Source organism: Micromonospora sp. WMMD737, from assembly GCF_049179055.1.
Lineage (GTDB): Bacteria > Actinomycetota > Actinomycetes > Mycobacteriales > Micromonosporaceae > Micromonospora > Micromonospora reichwaldensis.
In genome coordinates, this window is record NZ_JBMHMH010000001.1 from 7,029,143 (window position 1) to 7,055,685 (window position 26,543).

The window sequence follows — 26,543 nt, forward strand, 5'->3', positions numbered from 1 at the left end:
GCGGTGCGGCCGGGTCAGCGCGGGCACGGAGGTGCCCCTACGATGCGGCGTATGGCGCTGTTGTACCGGGCGGAGATGCGCCCCACGAAGTTCGCACTCCTGGCGGCGTGGCTGCCCGGCCGACCGTGGTACCAGGGGCCGGCCGGCGCCGACGTCGAGCGCGTGGCGGCCTACCGGTTCGACGATCCGGCCGGCGCCGTCGGCGTCGAGACGCTGATCGTCAGGGCCGGCGACGGGCCGATCCACCAGGTCCCGCTGACCTACCGCGACGCGCCCCTCGACGGCGGCGACGACTGGCTCGTCGGCACCACCGAGCACTCCGTGCTCGGCCGCCGCTGGGTCTACGACGCGTGCGCCGACCCCGTCTACGCCGCGACGCTGGCGGCGGCCGTCCTCGCCGACGCCGGGCAGGCGCAGGAGTACTTCGAGGTCGACGGCCGGCGGGAGTACCGCGAGCTGTCGATGACCATCGCCGGCAGCGGCCCCCGGGGCGCCGAGGTCCCGCCCGTCGGTGCCGTGCGTCGCGTGGTGGAGGACGACCTCACCGTCATCGTCACCGACTCCGTGGAGCTGGCCGTCGTGCGCCGCCCCGACGGCGGCACCGCGTCGGAGGGCGCCGTGCTGACCGGCACGTGGAGCGGCCAGCCGAGCCCTCTGCCGCTGGCGTACGCCCGCCAACGCTGACGGAACGCACCGCCGGCGCCGACCTCCTTCGGCCCACCGGCGGCGAAGGGGCTTGTATTCCTACTGATCCGGTAGGAAAATGGGGCCATGCCGCGCGTACCGCTGTTCACCTCCCGCCGGGTCGTCGACCTGATGCGGGTCGCCTCGCAGCTCTGTCCCGGTCCGCGCCCGGCGGCCTGACCGCCGATCGCGTCGCGCCCGAGGGGCGCACCGGTCGGTTCCCGGCTTCGTCGCCGCCTCGGTGATCACCTGCCACCTCGACGCGGCGGGCGCGGCCACCCGTCGCGGTCGTCGACGACCCGCGGGTGCGGTTCCTGGTCCCGGCGCTCTCCGACTCCAGGATGCCGCCGTGGACCGAGGTCCGCGTGGCGTCGCCGCGGGCGGCAGGGCCGGCGTCGCCGCTCCGTCACGACTCTCTGCCTGACTCCCCTCCGGAAGGTTCCGATGGTCATCGCGCGGCACGACACCGACCCCCTCGTCCCACAGTGGCGGGACGGCCCGGAGGGTGGGTGGACGGTCGACGCCGACGCCCGGGCGCTGCGTACGGTGCTGCGCCACCAGGCCAGCACCGTCACCGTGGTCACCGCGCCCGGCGCGCCGCCGGTCGGCTTCACCGCCACGTCGTTCACCTCGGTGTCGCTGGTGCCGCCGGTCGTGTCGTTCTGCGTGAACCTCGGATCGTCCAGTTGGCCGACCCTGGCGGGCGCCCGCCACGTGGCGGTGCACCTGCTCGCCGAAGACCAGCGGGAACTGGCCCGCACCTTCGCCACCAGCGGCATCGACCGGTTCGCCACCCCCACCCGGTGGCGTACCGGACCGGAGGGGGCGCCGATCCTCGGGGGCGTCCTGGCCTGGCTGCTCTGCCGGGTCGTCGACCGGGTGCCCGTCGGCGATCACGCCGTCGTGCTGGCCGAGCCGGAACTGATCCGGCACGCCGACGGCGGCTCGCCGCTGCTGCACCACCAGGGCCGCTACACCGGGGTCGACGGGGCGGGCCGAGAGGCCGCGTGACCCGGCTTCCCGCCGGTCGGCCCGGATCGGCGTGAGCGGCCCCGGCCCCACCCGGATCTGCCGGGTGGGGCCGGGGCCGTGGACGGATCTCGGCGGCGACGGCCGGCCGGTGCGGGGCCGGCGGCGCGGTCAGGCGGCCGGCACGCCGAGGCGGTCCAGCAGGTGGCGGCGCAGCGCGCCGAAGGCCGGATCGTCCGGCGTACGGCCGTTGCCCAGGTCGACCGGGAGTTCCTCGGCGATGACGCCCCCTTCCAGCAGCAGGATCCGGTCGGCGAGCAGCAGGGCCTCGTCCACGTCGTGGGTGACCAGCAGGGCGGCGAAGCCGTGCTCGGCGCGCAGCCGGCGCAGCAGCCCCTGCATCCGCAGCCGGGTGAGCGCGTCGAGGGCGCCGAACGGCTCGTCGAGCAGCAGCAGGTCGGGCTCGCGGACCAGCGCCCGGGCGACGGCCACCCGCTGGGCCTGGCCGCCGGAGAGCTCGGCGGGCCAGGCGCGGCGCCGGTCGGCGAGCCCGACCTCGGTCAGGGCCCGGTCGATCCGTCGGTCCGTATCCGGGCCGGACAGGCCGAGCCCGACGTTCTCGGCCACCCGTTTCCAGGGCAGCAGCCGGTGCTCCTGGAACACCACGGCGGCCGTGCCGTGCACGGTGGTCCCGCCGGTGGCCTCGCCGTCGAGGCCGGCGAGGATGCGCAGCAGGGTGCTCTTGCCGGAGCCGCTGCCGCCCAGCAGGGCCACCACCTCGCCGGGGGCGATGGTCAGATCGACGCCGGCCAGCACGACCGTCGGGCCGAAGGCCCGGCGTACGGTGCGGGCGGTCAGCACCGGCCCCGCGTCCGTCAGGTCGCCCGCAGTCCGCGACGCCATGTCAGCGTCCTCCTCTCCGCGACACGCAGCGCCAGGTCGGACGCCAGGCCGAGCAGCGCGTAGATCAGCAGGCCGAGCACGACCACGTCCGTCTGGCTGAACTCGCGGGCCTCCATCATCAGGAAGCCGATCCCGGTCTGGGCGTTGACCTGCTCGCCGACGACCAGGCTGAGCCAGGCCGCCCCGATCGCCAGGCGTAGGCCGAGGAAGAGGGCGGGCAGCGCGCCGGGCAGCACCACGTGGCGCAGCCGGGCGGCCTGCCCCAGCCCGCACGTCCGGGCCGCCTCGACGAGGCGTTCGTCGATGTCCCGGATGCCGGCGTAGGTGTTGAAGTAGATCGGGAAGAACGCACCCAGGGCCACCAGACTGATCTTGAGCGACTCGCCGATGCCGACCCAGATGATCAGCAGCGGCACCAGTCCCAGGTGGGGAAGCATCCGGGCCATCTGCACCGGGGGGTCGACGAGGTCGTCGCCGAGCCGGAGCAACCCCGCCACGGTACCGAGCAGCAGGGCGAGACCCCCGCCGATCAGCAGGCCGACGCCGGCCCGGGTGAGCGAGTCGACCAGGTGGACGGCCAGGGTGCCGTCGCGGGACAGCCGCCATCCGGTGGCCAGCACGTCGCTCGGCGTCGGCAGCTTCTCGGGCGCCAGCAGCCCGATCCGGGCGGCCAGCTCCCAGCAGAGCACCAGCAGCAGCGGGCTGGCGGCCCGGCGCCACCGCCGGGCCGGCCGCGCGGGTCGCTCAGGCCACGTCGGTGCGGTCGCCGGGGCCGGGGCGTCGGCCAGCGTCGTACGACTCACTGGAAGACCTCGTTGAACCGGCCGTCGACGCGGCCCCGGATGTCGACCGGCCCCGGGACGAGCTTCAGCGCGACGAAGCCGTCCGCGATCGCCTGGAGTTCGTCGCCGATGGCCGGGGTGACCGGGGACAGGGGCTTGGCGCTGCGGAGCAGGGCGCGTTCGGTGACGTCCTGCGCGATCTTCAGCTCTGGCGCGAGGGTGCGGGCGCGCTCGTCGGGGTTGGCGATGCCCCAGTCCGTCACCGTCCGGTACGTCCGCAGGAACGCCTGGATGTCGTCCGACCGGTTCTGCACGGCGTCCGGGGCGGCCAGGACGTACTCCCGGTTGCTGGCGAGGCCGGTGGCGTCGGCGAGCACCCGGACCCCGGGCCGCTCGGCCAGGGCGAAGTACGGGTCCCAGATGATCCAGGCGTCGACCTGCCCGTTGTCGAACGCGGGCCGTCCCTCGGCGGGCTTGAGGTACCTGACGTTGATGTCGTCCAACGTCATCTTGTGCGCCTCCAGCAGGCGCACGAGCAGCCAGTGCACGTTGGAGCCCTTGTTCAGGGCCACCGTCCTGCCCCGCAGGTCGGCGAAGGTGCGGTAACCGCTGTCGTCCTTGACCAGCACCGCCTCGCCCTGCGGGACGGGCGCGGAGGTGCCGATGACGGAGAACGGGATCTTGGCCGCCGCGGCGAAGACGGGCGGCGCCTCGCCGACCTGCCCGATGTCGATCGAGCCGGCCTTGAGCGCCTCGGTGAGCGCCGGGCCGCTCTCGAACAACGACCACTCCACATCGGGAGCGGCGTTGCGGGCCTTGACCAGGCTCAGTCCGCCGAAGCGCTGGTAGCCGATCCGAAGTGGGCCCTCGTCGCCGCCGGCCGCCGCGGACCCGTCGCCGCAGGCGCTGACGCCGCCGACCGCGACCAGTGCCACGGCGGTGAGCAGTGCCGTCACCAGGCGGTGCCGACGGGGGAGGGCCGTTCTGGGGGTTCGCATGACAGCTCCTACGGAGATGGACCTGGGGGCGCGACGGCACTGACAGCCGCCGATCGCATTAAGCCTACTAACCCGATAGGTTTTATGGGTAGACTGTCGCCGGGATCGTCCCACCCCTCAGGAGCACCCGACCGCCGGCCGCATGCTCCGCCGCACCTCTTCTCGCCACCGCACTGGAGGAAAGATCCGGATGGCCCTCACCTTCCACTGGTTCCTGCCCACCTACGGCGACAGCCGGGACATCGTCGGCGGGGGCCACGGCGTGCCGGTCGGCACGGCCGGCGGCGCCCGCCCGGCGACCGTCGCCTACCTGGGCCAGATCGCGCGGACCGCCGAGCAGCTCGGCTTCGTCGGCGCGCTCACCCCGACCGGCGCCTGGTGCGAGGACGCCTGGCTGAGCACCGCGATGCTCACCGAGGTGACCGAGCGGCTGAAGTTCCTGGTCGCCTTCCGCCCCGGACTGCTCACGCCCGCGCTGGCGGCGCAGATGGCCTCGACGTTCCAGCGGCTCTCCGGCGGCCGGCTGATGGTCAACGTCGTCACCGGCGGCGAGTCGCACGAGCAGCGCGCCTACGGCGACTTCCTGGACAAGGACGCCCGGTACGCGCGCACCGACGAGTTCCTGCACGTCGTGCGGGCGCTGTGGCGCGGCGAGACCGTCGACCACGCCGGCGAGCACCTGCGGATCGCGCAGGGCCGGCTCAACCGGCTGCCCGACCCGGTCCCGCCCATCTACTTCGGCGGCTCCTCCGCCGCCGCGCTGCCGGTGGCGGTGCGGCACAGCGACGTCTACCTGACCTGGGGCGAGCCGCCGGCCCAGGTGGCCGGCAAGCTCGACCGGGTCCGTGCGCTGGCCGCCGAGGCCGGCCGCGAGCTGCGCTTCGGCATCCGGCTGCACGTCATCACCCGGGACACCGCCGAGGAGGCCTGGGCGCAGGCCCGCCGCCTGCTCGACGGCATCGCCGAGGACGACCTGCGGGCAGCCCAGGCGGGGCTGCGCGGCAGCGAGTCCGAGGGGCAGCGCCGGATGCTCGACCTGCACGGGGGCTCCCGCGACGGGCTGGAGGTCGCGCCCAACCTCTGGGCCGGCTTCGGCCTGGTCCGGGGCGGCGCCGGCACGGCCCTGGTGGGCAGCCACACGGAGGTGGCGGACCGGATCGCCGAGTACCACGCGCTCGGCCTGGACGAGTTCATCCTCTCCGGCCACCCGCACCTGGAGGAGGCGTACTGGTTCGGCGAGGGCGTGCTGCCGATCCTGCGCGCGCGGGGGCTGTGGCGACACCCGGCCGGCGAGGCCCAGCCGGTGCAGCCGAGGAGCCTGCCGTTCGTCCCGGAACCCGCCGGCGCGCGGTGACGATCTCCGCCCCGGCGGGCCGGGCCGGTGGATCCGCCCGGGCCCGCCGGCCTGCCGGGTCCGTCCGGGGCGCGGGCGGACGGATCAGGCGCGGGCGCGGCGCGTGGCACGCCGGTCCCACGGGCGGGTGCCGATCGACCGCCCGCCGGTCGGCCGGTCCCCCGACGGAGGACCGGCCGGGACACGCCGCGGTGGCGAGGTCAGCCCCAGATGGCGGTCGCCCACTCCGGGTGGTCGACGAACGGGTTCCGGTTGCCCTGCCAGCGCTCGTAGATCCGCTGGTTGCGGCGCTTCTCGAAGGCGTCCGGCGGGTCGGCCAGGTTCCACTGGAGCAGCACCGACATCTTGCCGTGGTACGGCGCACTGCCGTTGTTGACCGACTGGTTCAGCTCCAGGTTGGGCCAGCCGTCGGTGCCCTCGTACCGGATCGCCATGTACATCAGCATGCGTGCCACGTCGCCCTTGACCGCGTTGCGCGGCTCCCACGAGTCGGCGTCGGTGTAGCAGCCCGGCGCCTCGGCGACGGGGCTGCCGCCGGTGTCGAAGTCCTTGTTGCCGCGCGTCGAGTTGACCGAGACGTCCTCCGGCCGGAGGTGGTGGACGTCCGTGCCCGGCCCGGTCGCGGTGCCGAAGTCGCCGTGCGACTTGGCCCAGACGTGCTCGCGGTTCCAGTCGTTCACGCCGCCGCCGTTGCTGCTCTTGCTCTGCGACCGGCCGGTGTTGAGCAGGATGACGTTGTTGGTGTTGGCCGGGTCCTGGTCGGTGTCCTTCAGCGCCTCCCACACCTGGTCGTAGGAGAGCTTCGTCTGCACCTTGATGATCGAGTGCAGCGAGCTGCGCAGCGCCGTGCCGGACTTGCCGATCGCGTTGGCGTAGTAGGTGGAGTCGTAGTCGCCGCCGGGTACCGGGGTGCCCGTGGGGGCCGGAGTCGGGGACTGGCTCGGCGATGGCGTGGTGCCGCCGAGGGTCATCGCCGTCGGGTTCTTCAGGCCGCCGTGGCTGAAGTAGGCGGTGAGCGTGCCGGTGGCGGTGATCCGCTGGCCCCGCAGGCCCGGGTTGGTGAGCAGCCCGAACGTGCTCCGGTAGGCGGCGGTGACCTGGACGTAGAGCATCCTGCTCGCGCCGGTCTCGGCGGCCGTGTCGGCGATCGCGATCGCGGTGTCGGCGGTGAAGCCGGACCTGAGCACCGTCGTGGCGCTGGTCGGCTGGCCGATGACGTAGCCGGTCACGGCGGCCGTCCGGCCGTCCTGCGCGGCGAGCGCCTGGGCCACGGTAAGGGGCCCGGCGGCCGACGCCGCCGCCGTGACCGCCACGGGCGCCACCAGGGCGACGGCCAGTGCGAACGCCATCGCCAGCCTTCTGGGGCCCGAACGGGTACTGCTCCTCGTATTCATGAGCAGCGATGCTATCGGGGCGCGGGTGAACGGCGGGAGATCGGGACCGCAACTTTCGGCGCGGCGGTTGCACCTGCCCGGCGCACGGTTGCACCTGCCCGGCGCACGGTCGCGCCTGCCCGGCGCACGGCCGCACCTGCCCGGCGCACGGCCGCGCCGGAGCCGGCCACCAGTCGCGCCGGAGGTGGCTACCGTGGCGACGGGCCCGCGCGCAGGTAGGTGAGGGCCGCCAGCACCCGGCGGTTGGTGTCGTCGCTGGGCGGCAGGCCGAGCTTCGCCAGGACGTTGCCGATGTGCTTGCCGATGGCCGCCTCGGTGACGTGCAGCCGCGCGGCGATCGCCGCGTTGGAGTGCCCCTCGGCGAGCAGCGTCAGCACCTCGCGCTCCCGGGCGGACAGGGCCGCGAGCGGGTCGCGCGGGCGGTGCAGCAGCCGCCGCACCACGTCGGGGTCGACGATCGTGCCGCCGCCGGCGACCGTACGCAGCTGCCCGGCGAACTCGGCGACCTCGGCGATCCGGTCCTTGAGCAGGTAGCCGACGCCCCGGCCGTCGCCGCTGGCGAGCAGGGCGGCGGCGTACTCGGCCTGCACGTGCTGGCTCAGCACCATGACGGCGAGCCGGGGCCGTTCGGCGCGCAGGTCGACGGCGGCCCGCAGCCCGTCGTCGTGCGGGCCGGGCGGCATCCGGATGTCGGTCACCACCAGATCCGGCTCGTGCGCCCGGACCGCGTCGCGCAACTGCGGTGCCGTGCCGACGGCGGCGACCACCTCGAAGTCGAACCGGGCCAGCAGGCCGGCGAGGCCCTCACGCAGGAGGACCTCGTCCTCGGCGAGCACGACGCGCGTCACCGGCGGCACGGCAACTCCACCCGGACGAGCGTGGGGCCGCCGGGCGGGCTGGCGAGCAGCAGCCGCCCGTCGACTGCGGCGACCCGGTCGGCGAGGCCGGTCAGGCCGGTGCCCCGCGCCGGGTCGGCCCCGCCGTGGCCGTCGTCGGAGATCTCGACGACGAGTTCGCCGTCGGCCTGGACGAGCCGGACCTCGGCCCGGGTCGCCCCGGCGTGCCGGACGACGTTGCCCAGCGCCTCCGACACCACGAAGTACGCGGTGCTCTCGACGAGTTCGGGCAGCGGCTGCCCGAGGTCGGCGTGGACGGTGACCGGGACGGTGGCCTCGCCGGCCAGTTCCCGTACCGCGCCGGCCAGGCCGAGGTCGGTGAGGCTCTGCGGGCGGATGCCCTGCACGATCTGCCGGAGCTCGACCATCAGGTTCTTGGCCTGGTCGTGCGCCACGGCGAGCGGGGCGGCGGCGGGGGAGTCCTCGGGCACGTCCAGCCGGGCCAGGCCCAGGTGGAGGGTGAGGCTGGTCAGCCGGGGCTGCGCGCCGTCGTGCATGTCGCGCTCGATGCGGCGGCGTTCGGTCTCGTACGCGTCGACCAGCCGGGCCCGCGAGCGGCTGACCTCCCGCAGGGCCGCCCCGTCGGCGGGCCGGCCGAGCAGCCACCGCGCCACCGCGCCCTGGGCCGCGGCGAGCACGCCGAGCCCGTACCAGAGCACCGGGAGGAGCAGGACCCCGAGGACGGCGTACGGGACGGCCTCGCCGGCCGTGTCGACGGTGGTCCAGACCACGATGACCTCGTCGGCGTCGCCCACCAGCCAGGGGCTGGCGACAAGCGTGAGGTCGAGCAGCACGAGCAGGGTGGACACGGCGTAGCCGAGCGGCACGACGCCGCCCAGCCAGAAGGTGTGAGCGACCTCCCGCCACGCGTCGGCGCCGGTGTAGCGCGCGGCCAGGCCCCGCCACCGGTACGCCGGCAACGGCCGCCCGTCCACGAGGCCGAGCCGCTGCCGTTCCACGGCGGTCACCGCGATGCTCACGACCGGGGCCGACGCCAGTACCGTCAGCGCGCCGACGGCCAGGAACAGCACGAGGGGCAGCTCGACCGGGCGGCCCTGCCGGGCGGCGTTGACCGCCGCCAGCAGGGGCGCCGCGACGACGAGCAGCCCGACGGCGAGCACCCCGGCGACCGGGACGGTGGTGAGCAGGTAGGCCAGCGCGCGCCACGGCCACGGGGAGAGCAGGTATCCGGGCCGGCGCAGCGCCTCGGCCAGGCACAGGGGACGGGCTGTCGTCATGCCGCTGACGCTAACGGCGGGCGACGCGCCGACCCAGCCGTCTGGAGGTAGTTCCCGGGTAGGGCCAGCACTACCCGGTGGCCGGATGCCCCGGCGGGCCAGCGGCGGACGCGACGGTGCGACGCCCCGCCGGGGGTAGGCTGACCTGCGTGGATCACGAAGACCGCATCGCCCTCTTCCTCGACTACGAGAACCTCGCGCTGGGGGCCCGCGACCACCTCGGCGGCGTGGCCTTCGACTTCCGTCCCATCGCCGACGCCCTCGCCGAGCGCGGCCGGGTGGTGGTGCGCCGGGCGTACGCGGACTGGTCGTACTTCGACGAGGACCGGCGGATGCTCACGCGGTCGCACGTCGAGCTGATCGAGATTCCCCAGCGGATGGGGGCCTCGCGCAAGAACGCCGCCGACATCAAGATGGCCGTGGACGCGGTGGAGCTGGCCTTCGAGCGCGGGTACATCTCGACCTTCGTGATCTGCACCGGCGACAGCGACTTCACCCCGTTGGTCCACAAGCTCCGGGAGCTGAACAAGCGCGTCATCGGGGTGGGCGTGGAGAAGTCGACCTCGGCGCTGCTGCCGCCCGCGTGCGACGAGTTCCTCTACTACGACCGGTTGGAGGGCGTCGACATCCCTCCCGCCCGGGTCCGGCGGGGCCGCCCGGCCCGCCTGCCCAGCCCCGACGTGCCGCGGGTGGAGCAGGAGCCCGAGCCGCAGCCGGCGGCCGAGGAGGCCGGCCGGGACGTCGACACGCTCGCCGTGCTCGTGGCGCAGACCGTCGCCGGCCTCCAGGGCAGTTCGAGCGGCGAGGTGACGGCCTCGACCTTGAAGCGCACCCTGCTGCGCAAGGACCCGACGTTCAGCGAGTCCGACTACGGGTTCCGCACCTTCGGGGAGCTCATGCGGCACCTCGCCCAGCACAACGTGGTCGAGCTGGCGGAGGGACCCGCCAAGGGCGACCCCGAGGTCTCGCTGCCCGAGCACGGCGACCGGGAGGTGGCGTTCGGGCTGCTCGGCTCTGTGGTGTCGGACCTCGCCGGAGACGAGGGCGCGGTGGCCCTCTCCGGGCTGAAGAACCAGCTGCGCCGGGCGCGGCCCGACTTCAGCGAGAAGAAGCTGGGTTACCGCAGCTTCCTCCAGTTCTGCAAGGCGGCTGCCACCAGCGGCGTCGTCGACCTGCGGTGGAGTCCCGAGGCCGACGACTATCTGCTCACTCCCCGGGCCGCCTGAGCTGCTGCCGCCCGGCGGCGTCGGGGCGGCGCTCCCTTTCGACCTGTGTTTCCCACAAACGCCAATTCCTCCTGAAGACGTTTAGCGCGGTCGCGGACCGGAGAAGTGCCGGTCGAGGCGGGCATCGGTGCCCGCCGATCGGCAGGAGGAGAGACAATGACACGGACGGTGCGTGCTGCCGCGATCGCCGGGGTGCTCGCCCTGGCGGTCAGCGGATGCGGGGGCGTCGGCGGTGACGGCGACGAGGGCGGCGGTACCGCCACCACAGGCACGCTGTCCACGATGGGCTTCGGTTTGTCCGACGAGATCGCGACCACGCGCGTCGACGCGTTCAAGCGCGACAACCCGGGCGTCGAGATGAAGATCGTCGAGGGAGCCTTCGACGAGCAGCAGTTCCTCTCCGCGGTCGCCTCCGGCAACCCGCCCGACCTGGTCTACATGGACCGCAAGCTGGTCGGCACGTACGCCAAGCGCGGCTCCGTCCAGCCGCTGACCGACTGCGTCGACAAGCAGGACGTCGACATGGGGCAGTACCGGCCGGCCGCGAAGGACCAGGTCACCCTCGACGGCACCGTCTACGGCATCCCCGAGTTCTCCAGCGTCCGGGTGCTCTACCTCAACGAGGCGCTGCTGCGGCAGGCGGGCCTGACCGCCGCCGACGTCGACCTCGCGGACTGGGCCGGGCTGCCCGCGCTCAACGCCAAGCTCGCCACCGTCTCCGGCGGCCGGCTCTCCCGCATCGGCATCGACCCGAAGATCCCCGAGTTCCTGCCCCTGTGGGCCAAGGCCAACGGGGTCGACATCCTCTCCGCCGACGGCACCAAGGCCAACCTCGACGACCCGAAGGTCGCCGAGGCGCTCACCACCGGCGTGCGGCTGATCCAGGACCAGGGCGGCTGGGGCAAGTTCAAGTCCTTCCGCGACACCTTCGACTTCTTCGGTGCGCAGAACCCGCTCGCGAAGAACCAGATCGTCGCCTGGCCCATGGAGGAGTGGTTCCTCAACCAGGCCGCCAAGAACAGCCCGAAGGCCGAACTGGTGGTCAAGCCGTTCGTCGACCGGCAGGGCAAGCCGCTGACCCTCTCCTCGGGGCAGGCCTGGGTGATCCCCAAGGGCGCGAAGAACCCGGACGCCGCGTGCGCCTTCGCCAGGAAGGTCACCGCCACCGACACCTGGGTCGCCGCCGCCAAGGCCCGCGCCGACGCGCGCAAGGCCGCCGGCCAGCCGTTCACCGGCGTCTACACGGGCAACGTCGCCGCCGACCAGAAGATCTTCGACGAGATCTACCAGCCGACCGGCAACAAGCGCTTCGACGACGCGGTGGCCACCATCCGCTCGGTGCAGGACGCCGCGTTCGCGATGCCGGCCTCGCCGGCCGGCGCCGAGTTCGACAAGGCCTGGACGGACGCCGTCAACCGGGTCCTCTCGGGTCAGGCGCAACCGGCGCAGGCCCTCGCCCGCGCCCAGCAGGAGGCGACCGCCGCCCTCGACAAGGCCTCGAAGTAGGCCCGGGGGGATGGCCGTCACCACCGTCCCCGCTCCCACGGGCCGGCGGCGCCGTACGCCGCTGGCCCGGCGGGAGGCGCGCTGGGCGTACCTCTTCCTGGCGCCGTGGATCGTCGGTTTCCTGGTCTTCAACGCCGGGCCGATGATCGCCAGCGCCTGGCTCAGCCTCACGGAGTACGACGCGATCAGCGCCCCCCGGTACACGGGGCTGGACAACTACCGGGAGCTGATGTCCGACCCGATGGTGGCGCGCAGCCTCGGCAACACCGTGTACTACACCGTCCTGCACGTACCGCTGGTGATGGCGATCTCGCTGGGGCTGGCGGTGCTGCTGAAGCGGGTGGGACGGTTGCAGGGCTTCTTCCGTACCGTCTTCTATTTGCCGGTGATGACCCCGGCGGTGGCCGTGGGCATCCTGTTCCTGCTCCTGCTCAACACCCAGGACGGCCTGATCAACCGCGGCCTCGCCCTGGTCGGGGTCGAGGGTCCGAGCTGGACCACCGACCCGGACTGGGTGATGCCCGGCATCGTCCTGATGAGCCTGTGGAGCCTCGGCTCCACCGTGATCATCTACCTGGCCGCCCTGCAGAACGTGCCGCGTGACCTGTACGAGGCGGCGAGCATCGACGGCGCCGGGGGCTGGGCGCGGTTCCGGCACGTGACGCTGCCGATGATCTCGGGCGCGCTGTTCTTCACACTGATCGTCAACACCATCTCGTCGCTGCAGATGTTCACCGAGGTCTACACCATGTACTTCGGCAACCGGCAGACGCAGGGGTCGTTCAACAGCGACGCGGCGTCGTTCTACGTGATCCACCTGTTCCAGGAGGCGTTCCAGTTCCTGCACATGGGCTTCGCCTCCGCGATGGCCTGGCTGCTCTTCGTGATCATCCTGATCATCACGCTGGTGCAGGTGAAGCTCGGCAACCGGTTCGTCTACTACGAGGGGGACCGGTCGTGACCGCCACTGTCGAGCGGGCGGTCGCCGCGCCCGGACCCGTGACCGCGCCGGGGGACGCCGGCCGCCGCGCGACGGCCGAGGAGAGCGGGCGCCCGCTGTGGCAGCGGGTGCTGTTCGTGGTCGCGCTCGTCGGCGCCGCCGTGGTGTTCATGCTGCCGTTCGTCTGGCTGATCGGCGCCTCGCTGCGACCCCGCGAGTACGTCTTCTCCGGCGGGTTCCTGCCCACCCCGTTCGCGCCGGGGAACTACGCCGACGCGTGGCAGGCGGTGCCGATGGTGACCTGGCTGGCCAACAGCGTGGTGGTCGGCACGGCGGCGGCGGTCGCGGTGACGCTGTCCAGCGCGTGGGTGGCGTTCGGTTTCGCGTACTTCCGGTTCCCGGGGCGCGACCTGCTGTTCGGCCTGGTGCTCGCGACGATGATGCTGCCGTTCGCGGTGACCATGATCCCGACGTACCTGATCTGGACGGAACTGCGGCTGACCGGCACCCAGGTGCCGCTGTGGGCGGGCAACCTCTTCGGCTCGGCGTTCTACATCTTCCTGCTGCGGCAGTTCCTGCTCTCGCTGCCCCGCGAGTACTTCGAGGCGGCCCGGGTCGACGGGGCGAGCTATCCGCAGCTGTTCTGGAAGCTGGCCTTCCCGCTGATCCGGCCCGCCCTGCTGGTGGCCTTCGTCTTCGAGTTCAAGGCGAGCTGGACGGACCTGATGAAGCCGCTGATCTACCTGCGCGACGAGGAGCTGTACACCCTGCCGCGCGGGCTCAAGGTGGTGCTGGACCGCTTCGGCTACGGCGGCGAGCAGCAGTGGGAGGTCGTGCTCGCGGGCAGCGTCATCGCGACCGTGCCGATGCTCGTGCTGTTCTTCCTCGCCCAGCGGCACTTCGTCGAGGGCATCGCCACCACCGGCCGCAAGGGCTGACCCGCCGCGCCCGGCCCGGCCCGTCGCGCGGGCCGGGCCGGGCCTCGACGGGTCAGGGGACGGTCACGCCGTACGCGGCCAGGATCTCCATGATCGGCTGGTAGTAGGTGGTGCCACCGCTGGTGCAGTTGCCGCTGCCACCGGAGAGGATGCCGAGGATGGTGCCGGTGCCGGCGGCGTAGAGCGGCCCGCCGCTGTCGCCCGGCTCGGCGCAGATGTTGGTGCGGATCAGGCCGGAGACGCTGCCCTCGGCGTAGTTGACGGTCGCGTTGAGCGCGGTGACCGTGCCGCAGCGCACCCCCGTCGTGGAGCCGCTGCGACAGACCGCCTGGCCGACGTAGGCGTTGCCGGCGCCGTTGATGGTGAGCAGGCCGGGGTACGTGTAGACGGCGCTGGGGTGGGCGACCCGGCTCGTGTAGCGGACCAGCCCGTAGTCGTTGCCGGGGAAGCTGCTGCCCGCCCGGCTGCCGAGGACTGTGGTTTGCGCGCTGTTGGCGTACCAGGTCGTGCCGACGGAGGTGCAGTGGCCGGCGGTGACGAAGTAGTAGGTGGTGCCGCTGCGGACGTTGGCGCCGAGGGAGCACCGGCCGCCGCTGTAGATCGCCTGCCCGCCGGCGATGAGGATGCGCAGCTCGCCCGGCTCGTGCCGGAGCACCGCACCGGCCCGGGCGGCGGTCGCCCGCAGCGCGGCGACGTCCCGGGCGGAGACGGTGTCGTCGACGGTCAGGGTCATCCGGCCGGTGGCGGGGTCGAGCCCCCAGGCGGTGCCGGCGGTGCGGACCTGCGCGAGCGCGGCCGCGGCGCGGCCGGTGTCGTGGTCGGGGGCGGCCCCGCCGTGGCCGGGGGCGGCGTGGGCGGGCGTCGGCAGGCCGAGCAGCAGCGCGGCGAGCAGGAGCAGGGCGGGCGGGAGACGACGCATCGAACCTCCATAGATTCGTTTCTGTCGATTCCCTACAGGATCCACCCCCGGCGTGACACGGACAAGCGGCTCGTCGTGCCGACGACCCGTCCACGGTCCGGCTACGGCAACGGCTGGGAGATGCCCCGGGCGTGGTCGGTGAGGGCCGCGCCGACGACGGTGGCCTCCAGCGGCAGCATCTCCAGGCAACGGCGCACGGCGGCGGCCATCAGGGCGTTCGGCACCCGCATCGACAGCGTGCAGTGCGGCACCCAACGCCCCGGCCGGTAGTGCTCGACCAGCTCGATCCCCGCCTGGGCCAGCCGGTCGTGCACCCGTGCGTGATGCGCGAGCAGTTCGGCGGTGGGGGTCGGGCCCAGCCACAGCACCCGGCCGACGAACTGCCCGGCGTGCGCGAAGCTCAGCCGCAGCGGCGCGGCCACCACCGTCCCGCGCAACGCCGCCGCGACCCGCTCCGGATCGAAGCGGGTCGCGACGGCGAGTGAGACGTGTGGCCGGTGACGCTGCTCCAGCAGCGACCGCATGCTCTGCACGCCCTCGGACTCCAGCGCGTCCCAGAGCACCCGGATCCGCCGGGTGGCGTCGGTGTCCAGGTAGAGCTCCAGCGCCGCGACCACATGATCATCCTAGGGTCGCGGTGGTCACGGCACGACGACCGCCCGGCCCTCCAGCGTGCCGTCGCGCATCTTCCGGTACGCGACGACCGCCTCGTCCAGCGGGAAGGTGCTGGCCTTCGGCTTCACCAGGCCCCGGGCGCCCAGTTCGAGCACCTCGATGAGTTCCGGCCGGCTGCCCCAGTACGTGGTCTGGATGCTCACCTCGTACGGCACCGAGAAGAAGCCCACCGGCAGGGTGCCGCCGCCGATGCCGACGATGGTGAGGTCGCCGACGGTGCGGGCGGCGGCGGCGCCGAGCGCGAGGGTCGGGTCGGCGCCGACGAAGTCCAGGACCACGTCGGCGCCCCGGCCGCCGGTGGCCTGGCGGATCTCCTGGGCGGTGTCCGCGCCGGAGAGCATGGTGAGGTCGGCGCCGCACTCCTCGCCGAGCCTCAGCGCCTCCTCGCGGGTGTCCACCGCGATCACCCGGGCCGCGGTGGTCGCCTTGAGGATCTGCACGCCGACGTGCCCGAGCCCGCCCACGCCGATCACCACGGCGGTGCTGGTCGGACCGAGCTTCGCCCAGGACCGGCGGATCGCGTGGTACGGGGTGAGCCCGGCGTCGGTCAGCGGCGCCGCCAGCACCGGGTCGAGCCCGTCGGGCAGCGGCACGACGAGCCGGGCGTGCGGCACCAGCATGTACTCGGCCATGCCGCCGTCCAGGCCGAGGCCGCCGCCCCCGCCGGGCACCGGCGCCCCGGCGACGTTCTCGCAGTACGACTCGACGCCCACCCGGCAGCGTTCGCAGGTGCCGCAGCCCCACGGCCCGTAGACGGCCACCGGCTGCCCCACCGTCAGCCCGCTCACCCCGTCGCCGAGCGCGTGCACCCAGCCGGCGTTCTCGTGGCCGAGGATGAACGGCGGGTTCCAGGGCACCGCGCCGGCCTCGAAGTCGTGCATCAGGTGCAGGTCGGAGTGGCAGGCGCCGGCACCGCCGATCTTCACGACCACCTGACCCGGGCCCGGGGTCGGCTCGTCGACCTCGACCAGTTCGGGCTCCGACTTCCAGTTGGGCAATCGCAGCGCGCGCATGACGCCTCCCGTTCTCCCGCTTCCGGTCCGCCTGCCGGCTGCCCGTTCCGCGGGAGCCCAAACGGCCCGCCGCGACGCTCCGGTGGCGGTGGGCCGCCGCAGGCGTGGACCTCAGGGCAGGGCCGTCGCGTCGGGCCGGGCGGCGTCCGGGGCCGTGGAGCGGGTTTCGGGGGTCATCGAGGGGGCGTCCGGGGCCATCGAGGGGGCGTCCGGGCCGGTCGAGGGGGCGGCCGGCGCTCCGGCACGGCGGCCCAGGCCCCGGTCGACGGCGACGAGGAGCAGGCCCAGCAGCCAGAACGCGGCGGCGAAGAAGACCGCGCTGACGGCCACCCCGGCGTAGCCCAACTCGCCCGCGTCGATGAACGGGTACGGGTACCTGTCCACCACCAGCCCGCGCAGCAGCGCGAAGCCGAGGTATCCGAGGGGGAACGCCAGCCACCAGGCCGCGTAGCGCGGGCGGAGCCGGCCCCGCCGGTCGAACAGCGCCCAGTCCGCCACCGCCAGCAGGGGCACGACGGTGTGCAGGAACTGGTTGCCCAGCGCCTCGCCGAGCGTACGGTCGGCCTGCGGCATCGCGAACGGGCTGGCCGGGTTGGCCAGCACCAGGTGGTAGACCACGCCGGTGATGGTGATGTAGAGCGTGACCGCGCCCTTGAGCGCCGAGGGCGGCTCGGGCCGGTCCTGCCGGGCCAGCCAGGCGGCGTATCCGGCGAAGAGCCCGACGGCGAGGTTGCTCTGGATCGTGAAGTAGGGCAGCAGGCCGGTGAGCGTGGCGGAACCGAGCGCGGTGAGCACGATCCCGGCCAGCACGCTGATCACGATCGCCAGGCGGAAGACCACCGCCACGCGTCGACGCCGCAGACTCATCGGGGCAAGCTACCAGCAGCCTGGAGCCGAGGTCACCGGCCGACGCCACGCGGGCCAGCCGCCGGGGGAGGGCGTGCCGGCAGGGACGAGCGCCGCCCGGTCAGCCCGCCTCGCCGCCGCTCAACCCGGCGGTTCGGCGGTCCGGTCAGCCCACCCGCCGACGCTCGGCGCGGCGGTGTGGCGCCCCTGCGCCGGCGGAAGGTGGGCGGGGCCGGGCCCGGCCGGTCGCGCGGCCGTGGCCGACGGCGATGCCGCGGGCGGCGACCCGGTCCGCCGGCCCGGGTCGGCTCCGGGTCGGCCGGTCGGGTCGGCTCCGGGTCGGCCGGTCGGGTCGGCTCCGGGTCGGCCGGTCGGGTCGGCTCCGGGTCGGCCGGTCGGGTCGGCTCCGGGTCGGCCGGTCGGGTCGGCTCCGGGTCGGCCGGTCGGGTCGGCTCCGGGTCGGCCGGTCGGGTCGGCTCCGGGTCGGCCGGTCGGCTCCGCTCCCGGATGGCCCGTCGGGTCGGTTCCGGGGTGGCCCGTCGGGTCGGCTCCGGGGTGGCCGGTCGGCGTGACCGTCGGCCCGCTGGAGGGGCTGCCGTGCGGGGCGGGGCTCTGCGGCGCGTCGGCCAGCACCCGCTCGCAGTAGCCGGCCACCTCCCCGTGGCCACCGGCGGCGCGGATCAGGTCGCCGAAGGCGGCCGCGTCCGGGAGACCGCCGTCGCCGGCGTCCGCCCGGTACGCCCGGCACGACTCCCGCACCGCCGCGTCCGGCTCCGGCCGACCGTCCATCCCGCCCGTGGGGGCGGACGGCGGATGGTGGGCCCTCGTGGGGGCGGCGCCCGTGGTGGGGGCGGGCTTGGGAGCGGCGGTGGTGGGTGCCGGTCCCCGCAGCGGATGGGGCAGCGCGCCCCCGGTGGCGGCGAGGGCCACCCCGCCCGTGAGGGCGAGGGCGGCACCGGCCAGCGCGGCGCGTACGCCGAACCCCGTGAGGGCGCGACGGCGGCGTGGCTCCGGCCGGCCGAGGGGGTTGCCGGCCCGGGCCAGCCGGTAGGCCCGGACGGCCGTCTCCTCGCCGGCCAGTTCGTCGGCGTGGGGCGTGGCGCGGACCGCCGCCAACAGCGACGTGAGGGGCTGCGGGCCGTCCTGCGGGTCGAGGACAGGGCCGTCGAGCAGCCGCTCGACGGTCTCCTGGTCCATCCGGTGTGCGTTCATCTCGTGTCCCTCAGCGTCACGGGCCGTCGGGCCGTCACACGGGCCGGGGTGTGACGTCCGACAAGTGCCGGCCGGGACCGACCGGTTCCGCGGGTCCGCCCATGATCACTGGCGTCGGTCGATCGCCCCGCGCGGAATGCCCGGACGCCGGGTTTCCGCCAGCGGTTGCCGATTCGTCCGGTGCGCGGTGCACTGGATCACATGGGTGTGATCAAGGTGGGCACGTCGTCCTGGGCGGACCAGATGCTGCTGCGTTCGGGCTGGTATCCCCGCGCGGCCAACACCCCGGCCGGTCGGCTCGACTTCTACGCCGGGCGCTTCCCGCTGGTCGAGGTGGACACCTCCTACTACGCGGTGCCCGTGCCGGAGACGACGCGAGGCTGGGTGGACGCCACGCCCGAGGGCTTCACCTTCGACGTCAAGGCGTTCAGCCTCTTCACCGGTCACCCGACACCGGTGGCGGCGCTGCCCCGCGACCTGCGCCCGGCCGGCGGCCCGAGCCGGATCCGCCGCCGGGACCTCCCCGCGGCCGCGTACGACGAGCTGTGGGACCGGTTCCGCGCGGCGCTGGACCCGATCGCGGCGGCCGACCGGCTCGGCGCGGTCCTGCTCCAGTTTCCGCCGTGGCTGGCCCGTGGGGCCGCCGCCGAGCGGCGCATCGCCGAGCTGGCGGAGCGGTGCCAGCCGTGGCGGGTCGCCGTCGAGCTGCGCCACGCGTCCTGGTTCGACGGCACCGCCGCGCTGGACACGCTCGGGTTCCTGCGGGAGCGCGGGCTGTCGTTCGTCTGCGTCGACATGCCGCAGGGGCACGCCTCGTCGGTGCCGCCCATCCTGTTCGCCACGGCGGAGCTGGCGGTCGTCCGGTTCCACGGCCACAGCACCGCCTGGGAGACGGGGGACAAGCAGGAGAAGTTCCGCTACGCGTACGGCGACGAGGAACTGCGCCGCTGGTCGGAACTCCTGGTCGAGCTGGCCGGGCAGGCGGGGGAGCTGCACGCGCTGTTCAACAACTGCTGCGGCGACCAGGCCCAGCGTGACGCCGCCCGACTCGCGCAGCTGCTCGGGGTCCGCCCGGCGGGACGCGACCGGGCGGGAGCCGGTTCGCCCTCCTGAGCACGGGATCGTCGGCACGGCGGCCAGGTTTCCCCGCCGGCCGCCCGGGTACCGGCGGGGGCGTGAGCGACGGAAGGGGACGCGGTGATGGGTGAGCAGCGGCAGGAGCACCCCGGGGAGGTGACGCCGGGCGTACCGGAGGACGCGGCGGCGCGCGAGACCCGGGAGGCGCAGGAGGCGCACGGCGGCAGCATGGCGCCCGCTCTGGTGGACGACACCGGTCACCCGGTGGCGGCGGACCCGGCCGAGGTCGCCGGAGAGGACAGCGCCGGCGGCTGACCCCGCCGCGCGGGGTCCAATTCCGTGGACCGGGCCGGTGCCCTCCGGCATGATCGCCGGATGGCGACAACCTCCCGTGCGCTCCTGCGCTGGCAGTTCGACCTGACATGGTCGCTGTTCGAGTACCACCTCGAGCGCCTCGACGCGGCGGACTTCCTCTGGGAACCGGCCGCGCTCTGCTGGACGGTGCGTCGCGATCCTGCCGGCGGCTGGACACCCGACTGGGCCGACACCGAACCCGACCCCGTGCCGGTCCCGACGATCGGCTGGCTGTCCTGGCACATGGGCTGGTGGTGGACGGTGACCATGGACCATCTCGGGGGACGGCCGGCACGGCAGCGCACCGACGTGCGATGGCCGGGCGCGGGCGAGCCGACGGTCGCCTGGCTGCGGGGCCTGCGCGCCGAGTGGCTGGGGCACCTCGACCGGCTCACCGACGCCGACCTCGACGGCACCGCGCCGTTCCCGTGGCAGGACGACCCGGGCCACACGGTGGCGCACATGCTCGGCTGGGTCAACGCCGAGCTGATGAAGAACGCGGCCGAGATCGGTCAGCTCCGGCTGCTGCGGGCGGCGGGGCGCGCCTGACCGCCGGGCGTTCCGGCCGGGGGCGGTCCCGTCCGCGCGGCTCGGCCTCGTCGGCGTGCGTCCGCAGCAGGGGGGCGCCCAGGTCGGGGAGCCACGCCTCGTGCAGCCCCGCGCCGGGGCGTGCCGGTCAGGAACGTCGGCCCCTGGTCCGCAGCGCGTCCTCCGTCCGCTCCTCGACGTCGGCGGCGTCGGGGAAGGACCGTCGGGCCGGCGCCGGGTCGGGCGGCGCGCCGGGGCCCGCCGGCCGCGTGGGTGTCGGTTCGACCGGGCCGAAGCCGTGCCGCCCGGCGGGGCCGGACGGTCCCGCCGGCTCGTCGGCCCGCCGCTCCCCGCGCCGCCCTTCCGGCACGGCGGTCTCCTCGCTGCCCTCGTTCATGGGGTCGTGCTCACCGACGCCCCACGGCGCCTCCGCGTCCATGCCGTCCCTGGTCACCCAGGGCGTGGTCGCCTCCGGTGCGCGTCGGCCCCCGCCGCGTCCCTCTCCTGCCGTCATGGCCACCTCGCTGCTCGGTCCGCCGGTACCGGCCCCGAATGCCCGTCACCGGGGCGGTCATGCCTCGCCGCGCCCCGGGGCCCCGGCGCGGGCGGGTGGGGACGCGCGCAGCGGCGCCCCGCCGCCGAGGAGTCGGCGGGACGCCGTCCGGCGGCACGTCGGTCAGCAGCGGCCGGACTTCGCCATCCGCTTCTGCCTGGTCCCGCCCATCGCCATGAGCGCGCCCAGCCCCTTCGGGGCGTTCCGCATGCCGCCCATGCGCCCGAACATCCCCCGGAACACCTCGCCGGGCTTCTGCTGCTCGCCCATGTACGCGGTCATCACGATGAGCGCCCCGGTCATCGCCGGGATCGCCCACTGGAGCATCCGCATCTGCCGCTGGCACGACGCCACGTTCGACGGCGTGTGCGAGTTCGGCTCGGTGACCCCCTCGACCGCCGGTCCGCCGGCCTTCTCCAGCTTCATGCCGAGCAGTCGGCTGTAGCCGGTCACCGCCAGCGCGCCGACCGTCAACGCGGTCTTCAGCGTGCTGGCCCGGGCCACCCCCGACTGGGCGGCCACCCGGGGGCTCTCCGTCACCAGTTCCCCGACGGCCCCCGCCAGGTGGGCGCCGATCGCCGCGGCGTTCACCGGGGTCCACCGGGCCCAGCCGGCCGAGGCCATCGGCAACCGCTGGGTCGAGTCGTTCATCTGTGCCGCCGCGCCGTTGACGCCGAACGCTCCCATCAGGGAGCCCCCGAACCAGGCCGCCAGGCCCAGGTCGTGCATCGAGCGCAGTGCGGTGTGCCGTTCGGACATCTGATCCCCTTCCACCGTGTCGGGCGGTGCGGCATACCCGCCGCCCGGCCGGCTAATCCCGCCCGTGACCTGCCGATACGCCTCGGCCGCACAGATACCGGACCCGTGGCCCTGTCGCCGGAGAGGGTGCGAGGAGTCGTCGGGGCCGGCGCGGGTAGTTCGTCGGACGACCCGAGCGAGAGGGGAAGCGGATGTCGCAGCCCGAGGAGAGCCGGGAGAAGACCGCGTCGACCGACGCGGTGCTGATGCACCCGGACAACGATCCGCGCAGGACCACGGCCCAGGTGCCGCCGCCCGCCGAGCGCGGCGAGACCCGCGTGGAGCGCGACGGCGAGATGGTGCCCGTCGACACCGACGAGTGAGCGGCACGCGTCCCGGGCGGTGGTCGCGCCGCCCGGGACGCGTGCCGCCAGGGTCAGCGGGCCGGCAGGTCGGCGGCGAAGCGGGCCACCCGGGCCGCCAGCGGGGCGCTCGCGCGTACCCAGGTGAAGTGGTCCATTCGGGCGCCGGCCTGCGCCGGCGTGTAGCGCTCGCGCGCGACGGGCGCCGCGACCAGCTTCGCGCACAGGTGGTCGACGGTCTCGTGCGGGGTGTACTGGTCGTCGTCGACGCTGACCGCGAGGACGGGGGTCCGCAGCGCCCGCACGGCCGCCTCGGCGTCCACCCCGTCGAGGTGCGGGAAGCGCCCGGTCCGCGCCGTGTACGCCCAGTCCCGGATGACCCCGCGCGCCTGCCGGCCGCCGAAGCCCCAGCCCGGCCAGACGCCGAGCAGCCGGGCGGTCGCCGCGATCCCCTGGGTGTACGGCAGGACGCCGTACCCGCGCAGGCCCGGGTAGCTGCGCCACCACGGTACGCCGACGGCGACCAGCGCCAGCCCGTCGACGTCGTGCTCGCCGTGCAGGGCGAGGTGCAGCAGCGCCGCCTGCCCGCCGAGGGAGTGCCCGAGCAGCAGCGTCCTGCGCCCGTCCCGCCGGGACTTGAGCGCCGCCAGCGCGGCGCCCACGTCGGCGGCCAGTTCCGGGTAGCCGTACCGGCAGGCGCGGCTCGGCTTCGGGCTGCTCTCCCCGGTGCCGCGTAGGTCGGCCACCGCCACGGCCAGGCCGGCGGCGCGCAGCGCGGCGGCGAACGGCCGGTAGTAGCGCGCCCGGACGCCCATCGCGGGCGTGATCAGCACCAGCGGGGCGTCGGCGACGCCCTCCGGATCCGGATACACCTGTAGCCCGAGGCGGGCCCCGTCGACCTCGACGAACTCCTGCCGGTATTCCCCCGTCGCGTTCACCGGCCCAGGCTACGGCCCGAGGCTACCGGCGGGTAACCGTGGGGTGGTGGGCGTCACGTCCCGGGCGACGACCGGGGGGCGCCCACCACCACCCCGCGCTACGCCACCGCCGGGGCGGGCCGGCCGACCGTGCTGACCGTGGCGTAGACCGTGCTCAGCTGCTCGGCGCAGCGCTTCCACGAGTACCGGTTGCGGATCCGGTCCAGCGCCGCCGTCGCGTACGCGAAGCGACGGACCTTGTCGGCGAGCAGCCGGCGGACCGCGGTGCCGAGGGCCCGGGGGTCCCGGGGCGGCACGAGGTCGCCGGTCAGGCCGTCGACCACGGTGTCGGCGATCCCGCCGACGTTCGTGCCGACGACCGGTACGCCGCACGCCATGCCCTCCAGCGGGGTGAACCCGAACGGCTCGTACCAGGGGGCGGCCACCAGCAGGTCCGCCGAGCGGTACCACGGGGCCAGCTCCTCCCGGGGCAGCCCACCCAGCAGCTTCACCCGGTCGGCGACCCCGCACGACTCGGCGAGCGCGCGGAGCCGACGGGCGAAGCCGTCCGCGGGGAGCAACTCCGCCGGCGGGCCGCCGACCACCACGCACTCGGCGTCCGGCACGGCCGGCAGCGCTCGGATGACGTCCTGGATGCCCTTGCGCTCCACCATCCGGCCGACGGTGATGATCCGGGGGCGGGCCGGGTCGCGCGGGGCGACGGGCCCGTCGGGACGGAACAGCTCCTGGTCGACCCCGGCGGGGACCATCGTCATCCGCGACCGGGGCACGCCGAGGCGGACCAGCTCGCCGACCTCGTCCTGGCACTGCACGATGATCCGGTCGGCGGCCCGGCCCAGGGCCCGCTCGTAGCCCACCCGGCCCGGTGGGCTGGTGTCCCGGGCGCCCGGCAACCGCCGCTTCACCGAGCCGAGGCTGTGGTACGTCAGCACCACCGGCACCCCGGTGCGCCGGCCGGCGTGCAGGGTGGCCAGCCCGCTCGTCCAGAAGTGGGCGTGCGCCACGTCCGGCGCCCAGTCGCCGTCGCGCCACTGACCGGCCAGCCAGCGCCCGAACTCGCCCAGGTGCGGCAGCAGCTCGTCCCTCGGCACCCGCAGTGCCGGACCGGCCGGCACGTGGCACACCCGGTAGCCGTCCGGGGTGACCACGGAGTCGGGCGGGACGGTGGAGTCCCGGCGGGTGTAGACGCGGACGTCGTGCCCCTCGCCGACCAGCGCGGCGGCGAGTTCCGCCACGTGCGTGTGCTGACCGCCGGATTCCTCCACCCCTCCGACGGCGAGCGGACTGGCGTGCTCCGAGATCATCGCGATACGCATGTGCTTCCTCCATCGGCCGGCCCGTCGGCGGGGACCCGGTCGAGCCCCGGGGCGTCTCCTCGCCGCCTGGCGGACCCCGCCGCAGAAGTCCCTACCCCCGACCTTCCCTCCTAACCGCCGCCTGCCCGGCTCGTCCTGACGGGCCGTCCGTCGGGTGGAGAGGCCGGCGGGCGGCGGGGCGAACCGCCCCACCGCCCGTGACCGCCCGGTCGCGGCCGGTCAGGACCGGTCGTCGTGGAGCATGCCCGGCCCGAAGACCTCGTAGGCGATCCGCTCCACCGGCACCCCCCGGCGCAGCAGGCCGCCCCGGACGGTGTTCATGAACGGCAGCGGCCCGCAGAGGTGCACGTGGGCGTCGGGGGAGAGCGGGATCAACGCCGGGTCGACCCGGCCTGCGACGACCTCGGCGGTCACCCCGGCCAGTTCGCCGTCGGTGAGGTCCTCGTACCAGAGGGCGGTGCGCAGGTTGGGCAGCGCGGCGTGCAGGCGCGGCAGTTCGCCGCGGAACGCGTGCGCCGCGCCGGCCCGGTCGGCGTGCACCAGCACCACCGGGCGCTGCGGCTCGGTGGCGGCCAGGTGCTCCAGGGCTGCCATCGCCGGGGTCAGGCCGATGCCCGCGCTGACCAGCAGCAGCGGGCCCTCCCCGGCCACTGCGCTGACCTCGCCGAACGCCGGGCTGAGCCGGAGGACGTCGTCGACACCCACGCACTCGTGCAGGAAGGTGGAGACCATGCCGTCGGGGGCGTCGCCGACACCGCGTACGCGCTTGACGGTGATCCGCCAGTGGTCGGCACCGGGACGGCCGGAGAGGCTGTACTGGCGGATCTGCTGACCGCGCCCGCCGCCGAGGTCGACGGCGACCGAGGTGTACTGGCCCGGGACGAAGGTGGGCACCGGGCCGCCGTCGGCCGGGACCAGGGTGAACGACACGACGTCCAGCGCCTCGGTGGCCCGGGCGACGACCCGCCAGTCCCGCCAGACCGGCTCGCCCTCGGCCAGCCCGGCCACGGTGTAGAGGCGCGCCTCCCGGGCGATCAGCTCGCAGGCCAGCAGCCAGTAGACCTCGTCCCAGGCCGCCGCGACCTCGTCGGTGACCGCGTCGCCGAGCACCTCGCCGACGGCGGCGAGCAGGTGCCGGCCGACGATCGTGTACTGGGTGGCGGTGATGCCGAGCGAGGCGTGCTTGTGCGCGATGCGGTCCAGGATCGGCCCCCACGGTGCGTGGCTGCCGCCGGTCAGGTGCTCCGCGTACGCGACCACGGCGGCGGCGAGGGCGGCCTTCTGGGTGCCGGTGGCCTGGTTGCTGCGGTTGAAGATGTTCAGCAGTTCGGGGTGCGCGTCGAACATCCGCTCGTAGAACCGGCCGGTGATCGCCTCGCCGTGCGCCTGCACGGCGGGCAGGGTCGCCGTCACCACTGCTGCTGAGGACTCCGAGAGCACGACTGTCTCCTTCTGGACTGAACCGCTCGGGCCCCGACAGCAAAACAGGTATTAGAAATACCTCTTCAGGGCCGAAGGTCCCGGGTCGAGGGTCGTCCGGATCACATCCGGGGCCCGGCCGGCCGTGGTGGGCGGTCGACCGCGCTGGCTAGGGTCGAGGCGTGAAGCTCAACCGGTCCACCGACATGGCGCTGCGCATCGCCATGCTCGCCGCCGCGAACCCGCGACGGATGACCGTGGACGAGCTCTCCGACCAGCTCGACCTGCCCCGCAACCACGTCGCCAAGGTGGTGCAGCGGTTGCAGCGGCTCGGGGTGCTGGTCACCATCCGGGGTCGTTCCGGCGGGGTGGCCTTCGCCGAGGACGGCGGGAACGCCACGGTCGGACACGTGGTCCGGGCCTTCGAGGGCGACGACGAGGTGGTGTCCTGCGACGAGCCGGCCTGCTCGTTGCGCGCGGCCTGCCGGCTGCGCGGCGAACTGCGCCGCGCCCGCGACGCCTTCCTCGCCGTGCTGGACGACGTGACCCTCGGCGAGCTCGTCGCCGGGCCGACCGGCCCGGCGCTGCTCGCCCTCGGCCTGCCCCGCCCCCGGCCGGCGACCGACGCGACGCCGTCCGGGGGGCCGCCGGGGCGCGGCGCGTCGCCCTCCGCGACCGTGTCGGGCCCGCCGGAGCCCCACGCAACGCCGTCGCCTGTCGGGCCCGCCGGAGCCCGGCCGGTCGTACCCGGTCCGGTCTGAGAAG

General features: G+C 74.6%; 28 protein-coding genes. 12 read left to right on the top strand and 16 right to left on the bottom strand.

The annotated features are described in order from the left end of the window. Window positions 1-51 precede the first annotated feature (51 nt). Together ACN27A_RS31130 and ACN27A_RS31135 are read left to right on the top strand one after the other, a co-directional pair. Window positions 52-684 (top strand): CG0192-related protein, encoded by a 633-nt coding sequence (locus ACN27A_RS31130; protein ID WP_421458035.1) that lies wholly within the window; start codon window positions 52-54, stop codon window positions 682-684. Between the two features lie 444 nt (window positions 685-1,128). Then, window positions 1,129-1,695: a flavin reductase family protein gene (locus tag ACN27A_RS31135; protein WP_421458036.1), complete on the top strand. Its 567-nt coding sequence runs from the start codon at window positions 1,129-1,131 to the stop codon at window positions 1,693-1,695. Window positions 1,696-1,824: 129 nt separating this feature from the next. On the opposite strand, the gene ACN27A_RS31140 is transcribed toward ACN27A_RS31135, so the two are convergent. Genes ACN27A_RS31140 through ACN27A_RS31150 form a run of 3 tightly spaced genes read right to left on the bottom strand, consistent with a single transcriptional unit; the run spans window position 1,825 to window position 4,336 of the window. After that, window positions 1,825-2,556: an ABC transporter ATP-binding protein gene (locus ACN27A_RS31140; RefSeq protein ID WP_421458037.1), complete on the bottom strand. Its 732-nt coding sequence runs from the start codon at window positions 2,554-2,556 to the stop codon at window positions 1,825-1,827. After that, window positions 2,529-3,359, bottom strand: a complete 831-nt coding sequence (locus tag ACN27A_RS31145; protein WP_421458038.1) for an ABC transporter permease — start codon at window positions 3,357-3,359, stop codon at window positions 2,529-2,531. Before ACN27A_RS31145 ends, ACN27A_RS31140 begins: the two co-directional genes overlap by 28 nt. Continuing rightward, on the bottom strand, window positions 3,356-4,336 hold the full coding sequence (locus tag ACN27A_RS31150) for an aliphatic sulfonate ABC transporter substrate-binding protein (protein WP_421458039.1): 981 nt from the start codon (window positions 4,334-4,336) through the stop codon (window positions 3,356-3,358). The genes ACN27A_RS31145 and ACN27A_RS31150 overlap by 4 nt, the downstream gene beginning before the upstream one ends. Before the next feature lie 190 nt (window positions 4,337-4,526). On the opposite strand from ACN27A_RS31150, the gene ACN27A_RS31155 reads away from it, so the two are divergent. Beyond that, window positions 4,527-5,690 carry an LLM class flavin-dependent oxidoreductase gene (locus tag ACN27A_RS31155; RefSeq protein WP_421458040.1) on the top strand — a complete coding sequence of 388 codons (1,164 nt, stop codon included), beginning with the start codon at window positions 4,527-4,529 and terminating at the stop codon, window positions 5,688-5,690. 200 nt (window positions 5,691-5,890) lie between these two features. On the opposite strand, the gene ACN27A_RS31160 is transcribed toward ACN27A_RS31155, so the two are convergent. The 3 genes from ACN27A_RS31160 to ACN27A_RS31170 form a co-directional block, all read right to left on the bottom strand. Then, window positions 5,891-7,039: an endonuclease gene (locus ACN27A_RS31160; protein ID WP_421458041.1), complete on the bottom strand. Its 1,149-nt coding sequence runs from the start codon at window positions 7,037-7,039 to the stop codon at window positions 5,891-5,893. Window positions 7,040-7,272: 233 nt separating this feature from the next. Continuing rightward, complete coding sequence (locus ACN27A_RS31165; protein WP_421458042.1) at window positions 7,273-7,941, bottom strand: response regulator; 669 nt, start codon at window positions 7,939-7,941, stop codon at window positions 7,273-7,275. Next, entirely contained in the window at window positions 7,929-9,218 is a 1,290-nt protein-coding gene (locus ACN27A_RS31170; protein ID WP_421458043.1) for a histidine kinase, read from the bottom strand. The genes ACN27A_RS31165 and ACN27A_RS31170 overlap by 13 nt, the downstream gene beginning before the upstream one ends. 149 nt (window positions 9,219-9,367) lie before the next feature. Between ACN27A_RS31170 and ACN27A_RS31175 the strand changes: the two genes are divergently transcribed. The 4 genes from ACN27A_RS31175 to ACN27A_RS31190 all read left to right on the top strand — a co-directional run bounded on the left by ACN27A_RS31175 (window position 9,368) and on the right by ACN27A_RS31190 (window position 13,828). Next, entirely contained in the window at window positions 9,368-10,444 is a 1,077-nt protein-coding gene (locus ACN27A_RS31175) for an NYN domain-containing protein (RefSeq protein ID WP_421458044.1), read from the top strand. Window positions 10,445-10,600: 156 nt separating this feature from the next. Continuing rightward, a complete protein-coding gene (locus ACN27A_RS31180) occupies window positions 10,601-11,950 on the top strand; it encodes an extracellular solute-binding protein (RefSeq protein WP_421458045.1) in 1,350 nt (449 codons plus the stop codon). Window positions 11,951-11,960: 10 nt separating this feature from the next. Continuing rightward, complete coding sequence (locus tag ACN27A_RS31185; RefSeq protein ID WP_421458046.1) at window positions 11,961-12,911, top strand: carbohydrate ABC transporter permease; 951 nt, start codon at window positions 11,961-11,963, stop codon at window positions 12,909-12,911. Next, window positions 12,908-13,828: a carbohydrate ABC transporter permease gene (locus ACN27A_RS31190; protein ID WP_421458047.1), complete on the top strand. Its 921-nt coding sequence runs from the start codon at window positions 12,908-12,910 to the stop codon at window positions 13,826-13,828. Before ACN27A_RS31185 ends, ACN27A_RS31190 begins: the two co-directional genes overlap by 4 nt. A gap of 52 nt (window positions 13,829-13,880) precedes the next feature. Here ACN27A_RS31190 and ACN27A_RS31195 read toward each other — a convergent pair whose 3' ends face one another. The 5 genes from ACN27A_RS31195 to ACN27A_RS31215 all read right to left on the bottom strand — a co-directional run bounded on the left by ACN27A_RS31195 (window position 13,881) and on the right by ACN27A_RS31215 (window position 18,493). After that, window positions 13,881-14,747 (bottom strand): S1 family peptidase, encoded by an 867-nt coding sequence (locus tag ACN27A_RS31195; protein WP_421458048.1) that lies wholly within the window; start codon window positions 14,745-14,747, stop codon window positions 13,881-13,883. A 101-nt stretch (window positions 14,748-14,848) separates the two neighbouring features. Then, window positions 14,849-15,364, bottom strand: coding sequence for a 2'-5' RNA ligase family protein (locus ACN27A_RS31200; RefSeq protein WP_421458049.1), 516 nt, complete (start codon window positions 15,362-15,364; stop codon window positions 14,849-14,851). Between the two features lie 24 nt (window positions 15,365-15,388). Next, window positions 15,389-16,435, bottom strand: a complete 1,047-nt coding sequence (locus tag ACN27A_RS31205; RefSeq protein WP_421458050.1) for an NAD(P)-dependent alcohol dehydrogenase — start codon at window positions 16,433-16,435, stop codon at window positions 15,389-15,391. 111 nt (window positions 16,436-16,546) lie between these two features. After that, a complete protein-coding gene (locus ACN27A_RS31210) occupies window positions 16,547-17,302 on the bottom strand; it encodes a Pr6Pr family membrane protein (protein ID WP_421458051.1) in 756 nt (251 codons plus the stop codon). A 120-nt stretch (window positions 17,303-17,422) separates the two neighbouring features. Then, on the bottom strand, window positions 17,423-18,493 hold the full coding sequence (locus tag ACN27A_RS31215) for a hypothetical protein (RefSeq protein WP_421458052.1): 1,071 nt from the start codon (window positions 18,491-18,493) through the stop codon (window positions 17,423-17,425). A 201-nt stretch (window positions 18,494-18,694) separates the two neighbouring features. Between ACN27A_RS31215 and ACN27A_RS31220 the strand changes: the two genes are divergently transcribed. From ACN27A_RS31220 to ACN27A_RS31230, 3 genes are all read left to right on the top strand, one after another. Beyond that, window positions 18,695-19,606 (top strand): DUF72 domain-containing protein, encoded by a 912-nt coding sequence (locus tag ACN27A_RS31220; protein ID WP_421458053.1) that lies wholly within the window; start codon window positions 18,695-18,697, stop codon window positions 19,604-19,606. An 87-nt stretch (window positions 19,607-19,693) separates the two neighbouring features. Further along, window positions 19,694-19,885, top strand: coding sequence for a hypothetical protein (locus ACN27A_RS31225; RefSeq protein ID WP_421458054.1), 192 nt, complete (start codon window positions 19,694-19,696; stop codon window positions 19,883-19,885). Window positions 19,886-19,945: 60 nt separating this feature from the next. Next, window positions 19,946-20,473: a DinB family protein gene (locus tag ACN27A_RS31230; protein ID WP_421458055.1), complete on the top strand. Its 528-nt coding sequence runs from the start codon at window positions 19,946-19,948 to the stop codon at window positions 20,471-20,473. Window positions 20,474-20,600: 127 nt separating this feature from the next. Here ACN27A_RS31230 and ACN27A_RS31235 read toward each other — a convergent pair whose 3' ends face one another. Together ACN27A_RS31235 and ACN27A_RS31240 are read right to left on the bottom strand one after the other, a co-directional pair. Next, the gene (locus tag ACN27A_RS31235; protein ID WP_421458056.1) at window positions 20,601-20,966 is read right to left on the bottom strand and encodes a hypothetical protein; all 366 of its coding nucleotides are present in this window, start codon (window positions 20,964-20,966) and stop codon (window positions 20,601-20,603) included. Between the two features lie 162 nt (window positions 20,967-21,128). Further along, window positions 21,129-21,764, bottom strand: a complete 636-nt coding sequence (locus ACN27A_RS31240; RefSeq protein WP_421458057.1) for a hypothetical protein — start codon at window positions 21,762-21,764, stop codon at window positions 21,129-21,131. A 191-nt stretch (window positions 21,765-21,955) separates the two neighbouring features. On the opposite strand from ACN27A_RS31240, the gene ACN27A_RS31245 reads away from it, so the two are divergent. After that, window positions 21,956-22,126, top strand: a complete 171-nt coding sequence (locus tag ACN27A_RS31245) for a hypothetical protein (RefSeq protein ID WP_165947796.1) — start codon at window positions 21,956-21,958, stop codon at window positions 22,124-22,126. A gap of 53 nt (window positions 22,127-22,179) precedes the next feature. Here the strand turns inward: ACN27A_RS31245 and ACN27A_RS31250 are convergent, their stop codons facing one another. From ACN27A_RS31250 to ACN27A_RS31260, 3 genes are all read right to left on the bottom strand, one after another. Continuing rightward, window positions 22,180-23,043 (bottom strand): alpha/beta fold hydrolase, encoded by an 864-nt coding sequence (locus ACN27A_RS31250; protein WP_421458058.1) that lies wholly within the window; start codon window positions 23,041-23,043, stop codon window positions 22,180-22,182. A gap of 98 nt (window positions 23,044-23,141) precedes the next feature. After that, window positions 23,142-24,359, bottom strand: coding sequence for a glycosyltransferase (locus tag ACN27A_RS31255; protein WP_421458059.1), 1,218 nt, complete (start codon window positions 24,357-24,359; stop codon window positions 23,142-23,144). 219 nt (window positions 24,360-24,578) lie between these two features. Beyond that, on the bottom strand, window positions 24,579-25,847 hold the full coding sequence (locus ACN27A_RS31260; protein ID WP_421458689.1) for a globin domain-containing protein: 1,269 nt from the start codon (window positions 25,845-25,847) through the stop codon (window positions 24,579-24,581). Window positions 25,848-25,960: 113 nt separating this feature from the next. Between ACN27A_RS31260 and ACN27A_RS31265 the strand changes: the two genes are divergently transcribed. After that, window positions 25,961-26,539 (top strand): Rrf2 family transcriptional regulator, encoded by a 579-nt coding sequence (locus ACN27A_RS31265; RefSeq protein WP_421458060.1) that lies wholly within the window; start codon window positions 25,961-25,963, stop codon window positions 26,537-26,539. Window positions 26,540-26,543: the final 4 nt, after the last annotated feature.

What these genes read in the sequence shown, in the direction of transcription:
- ACN27A_RS31130 (WP_421458035.1), top strand. Translation starts at nt 52, where the DNA reads ATGGCGCTGTTGTACCGGGCGGAGATGCGCCCCACGAAGTTCGCACTC.
- ACN27A_RS31135 (WP_421458036.1), top strand. Translation starts at nt 1,129, where the DNA reads ATGGTCATCGCGCGGCACGACACCGACCCCCTCGTCCCACAGTGGCGG.
- ACN27A_RS31140 (WP_421458037.1), bottom strand. Translation starts at nt 2,556, where the DNA reads ATGGCGTCGCGGACTGCGGGCGACCTGACGGACGCGGGGCCGGTGCTG.
- ACN27A_RS31150 (WP_421458039.1), bottom strand. Translation starts at nt 4,336, where the DNA reads ATGCGAACCCCCAGAACGGCCCTCCCCCGTCGGCACCGCCTGGTGACG.
- ACN27A_RS31155 (WP_421458040.1), top strand. Translation starts at nt 4,527, where the DNA reads ATGGCCCTCACCTTCCACTGGTTCCTGCCCACCTACGGCGACAGCCGG.
- ACN27A_RS31160 (WP_421458041.1), bottom strand. Translation starts at nt 7,039, where the DNA reads ATGGCGTTCGCACTGGCCGTCGCCCTGGTGGCGCCCGTGGCGGTCACG.
- ACN27A_RS31170 (WP_421458043.1), bottom strand. Translation starts at nt 9,218, where the DNA reads ATGACGACAGCCCGTCCCCTGTGCCTGGCCGAGGCGCTGCGCCGGCCC.
- ACN27A_RS31180 (WP_421458045.1), top strand. Translation starts at nt 10,601, where the DNA reads ATGACACGGACGGTGCGTGCTGCCGCGATCGCCGGGGTGCTCGCCCTG.
- ACN27A_RS31185 (WP_421458046.1), top strand. Translation starts at nt 11,961, where the DNA reads ATGGCCGTCACCACCGTCCCCGCTCCCACGGGCCGGCGGCGCCGTACG.
- ACN27A_RS31195 (WP_421458048.1), bottom strand. Translation starts at nt 14,747, where the DNA reads ATGCGTCGTCTCCCGCCCGCCCTGCTCCTGCTCGCCGCGCTGCTGCTC.
- ACN27A_RS31205 (WP_421458050.1), bottom strand. Translation starts at nt 16,435, where the DNA reads ATGCGCGCGCTGCGATTGCCCAACTGGAAGTCGGAGCCCGAACTGGTC.
- ACN27A_RS31210 (WP_421458051.1), bottom strand. Translation starts at nt 17,302, where the DNA reads ATGAGTCTGCGGCGTCGACGCGTGGCGGTGGTCTTCCGCCTGGCGATC.
- ACN27A_RS31215 (WP_421458052.1), bottom strand. Translation starts at nt 18,493, where the DNA reads ATGAACGCACACCGGATGGACCAGGAGACCGTCGAGCGGCTGCTCGAC.
- ACN27A_RS31220 (WP_421458053.1), top strand. Translation starts at nt 18,695, where the DNA reads ATGGGTGTGATCAAGGTGGGCACGTCGTCCTGGGCGGACCAGATGCTG.
- ACN27A_RS31225 (WP_421458054.1), top strand. Translation starts at nt 19,694, where the DNA reads ATGGGTGAGCAGCGGCAGGAGCACCCCGGGGAGGTGACGCCGGGCGTA.
- ACN27A_RS31230 (WP_421458055.1), top strand. Translation starts at nt 19,946, where the DNA reads ATGGCGACAACCTCCCGTGCGCTCCTGCGCTGGCAGTTCGACCTGACA.
- ACN27A_RS31235 (WP_421458056.1), bottom strand. Translation starts at nt 20,966, where the DNA reads ATGACGGCAGGAGAGGGACGCGGCGGGGGCCGACGCGCACCGGAGGCG.
- ACN27A_RS31240 (WP_421458057.1), bottom strand. Translation starts at nt 21,764, where the DNA reads ATGTCCGAACGGCACACCGCACTGCGCTCGATGCACGACCTGGGCCTG.
- ACN27A_RS31245 (WP_165947796.1), top strand. Translation starts at nt 21,956, where the DNA reads ATGTCGCAGCCCGAGGAGAGCCGGGAGAAGACCGCGTCGACCGACGCG.
- ACN27A_RS31255 (WP_421458059.1), bottom strand. Translation starts at nt 24,359, where the DNA reads ATGCGTATCGCGATGATCTCGGAGCACGCCAGTCCGCTCGCCGTCGGA.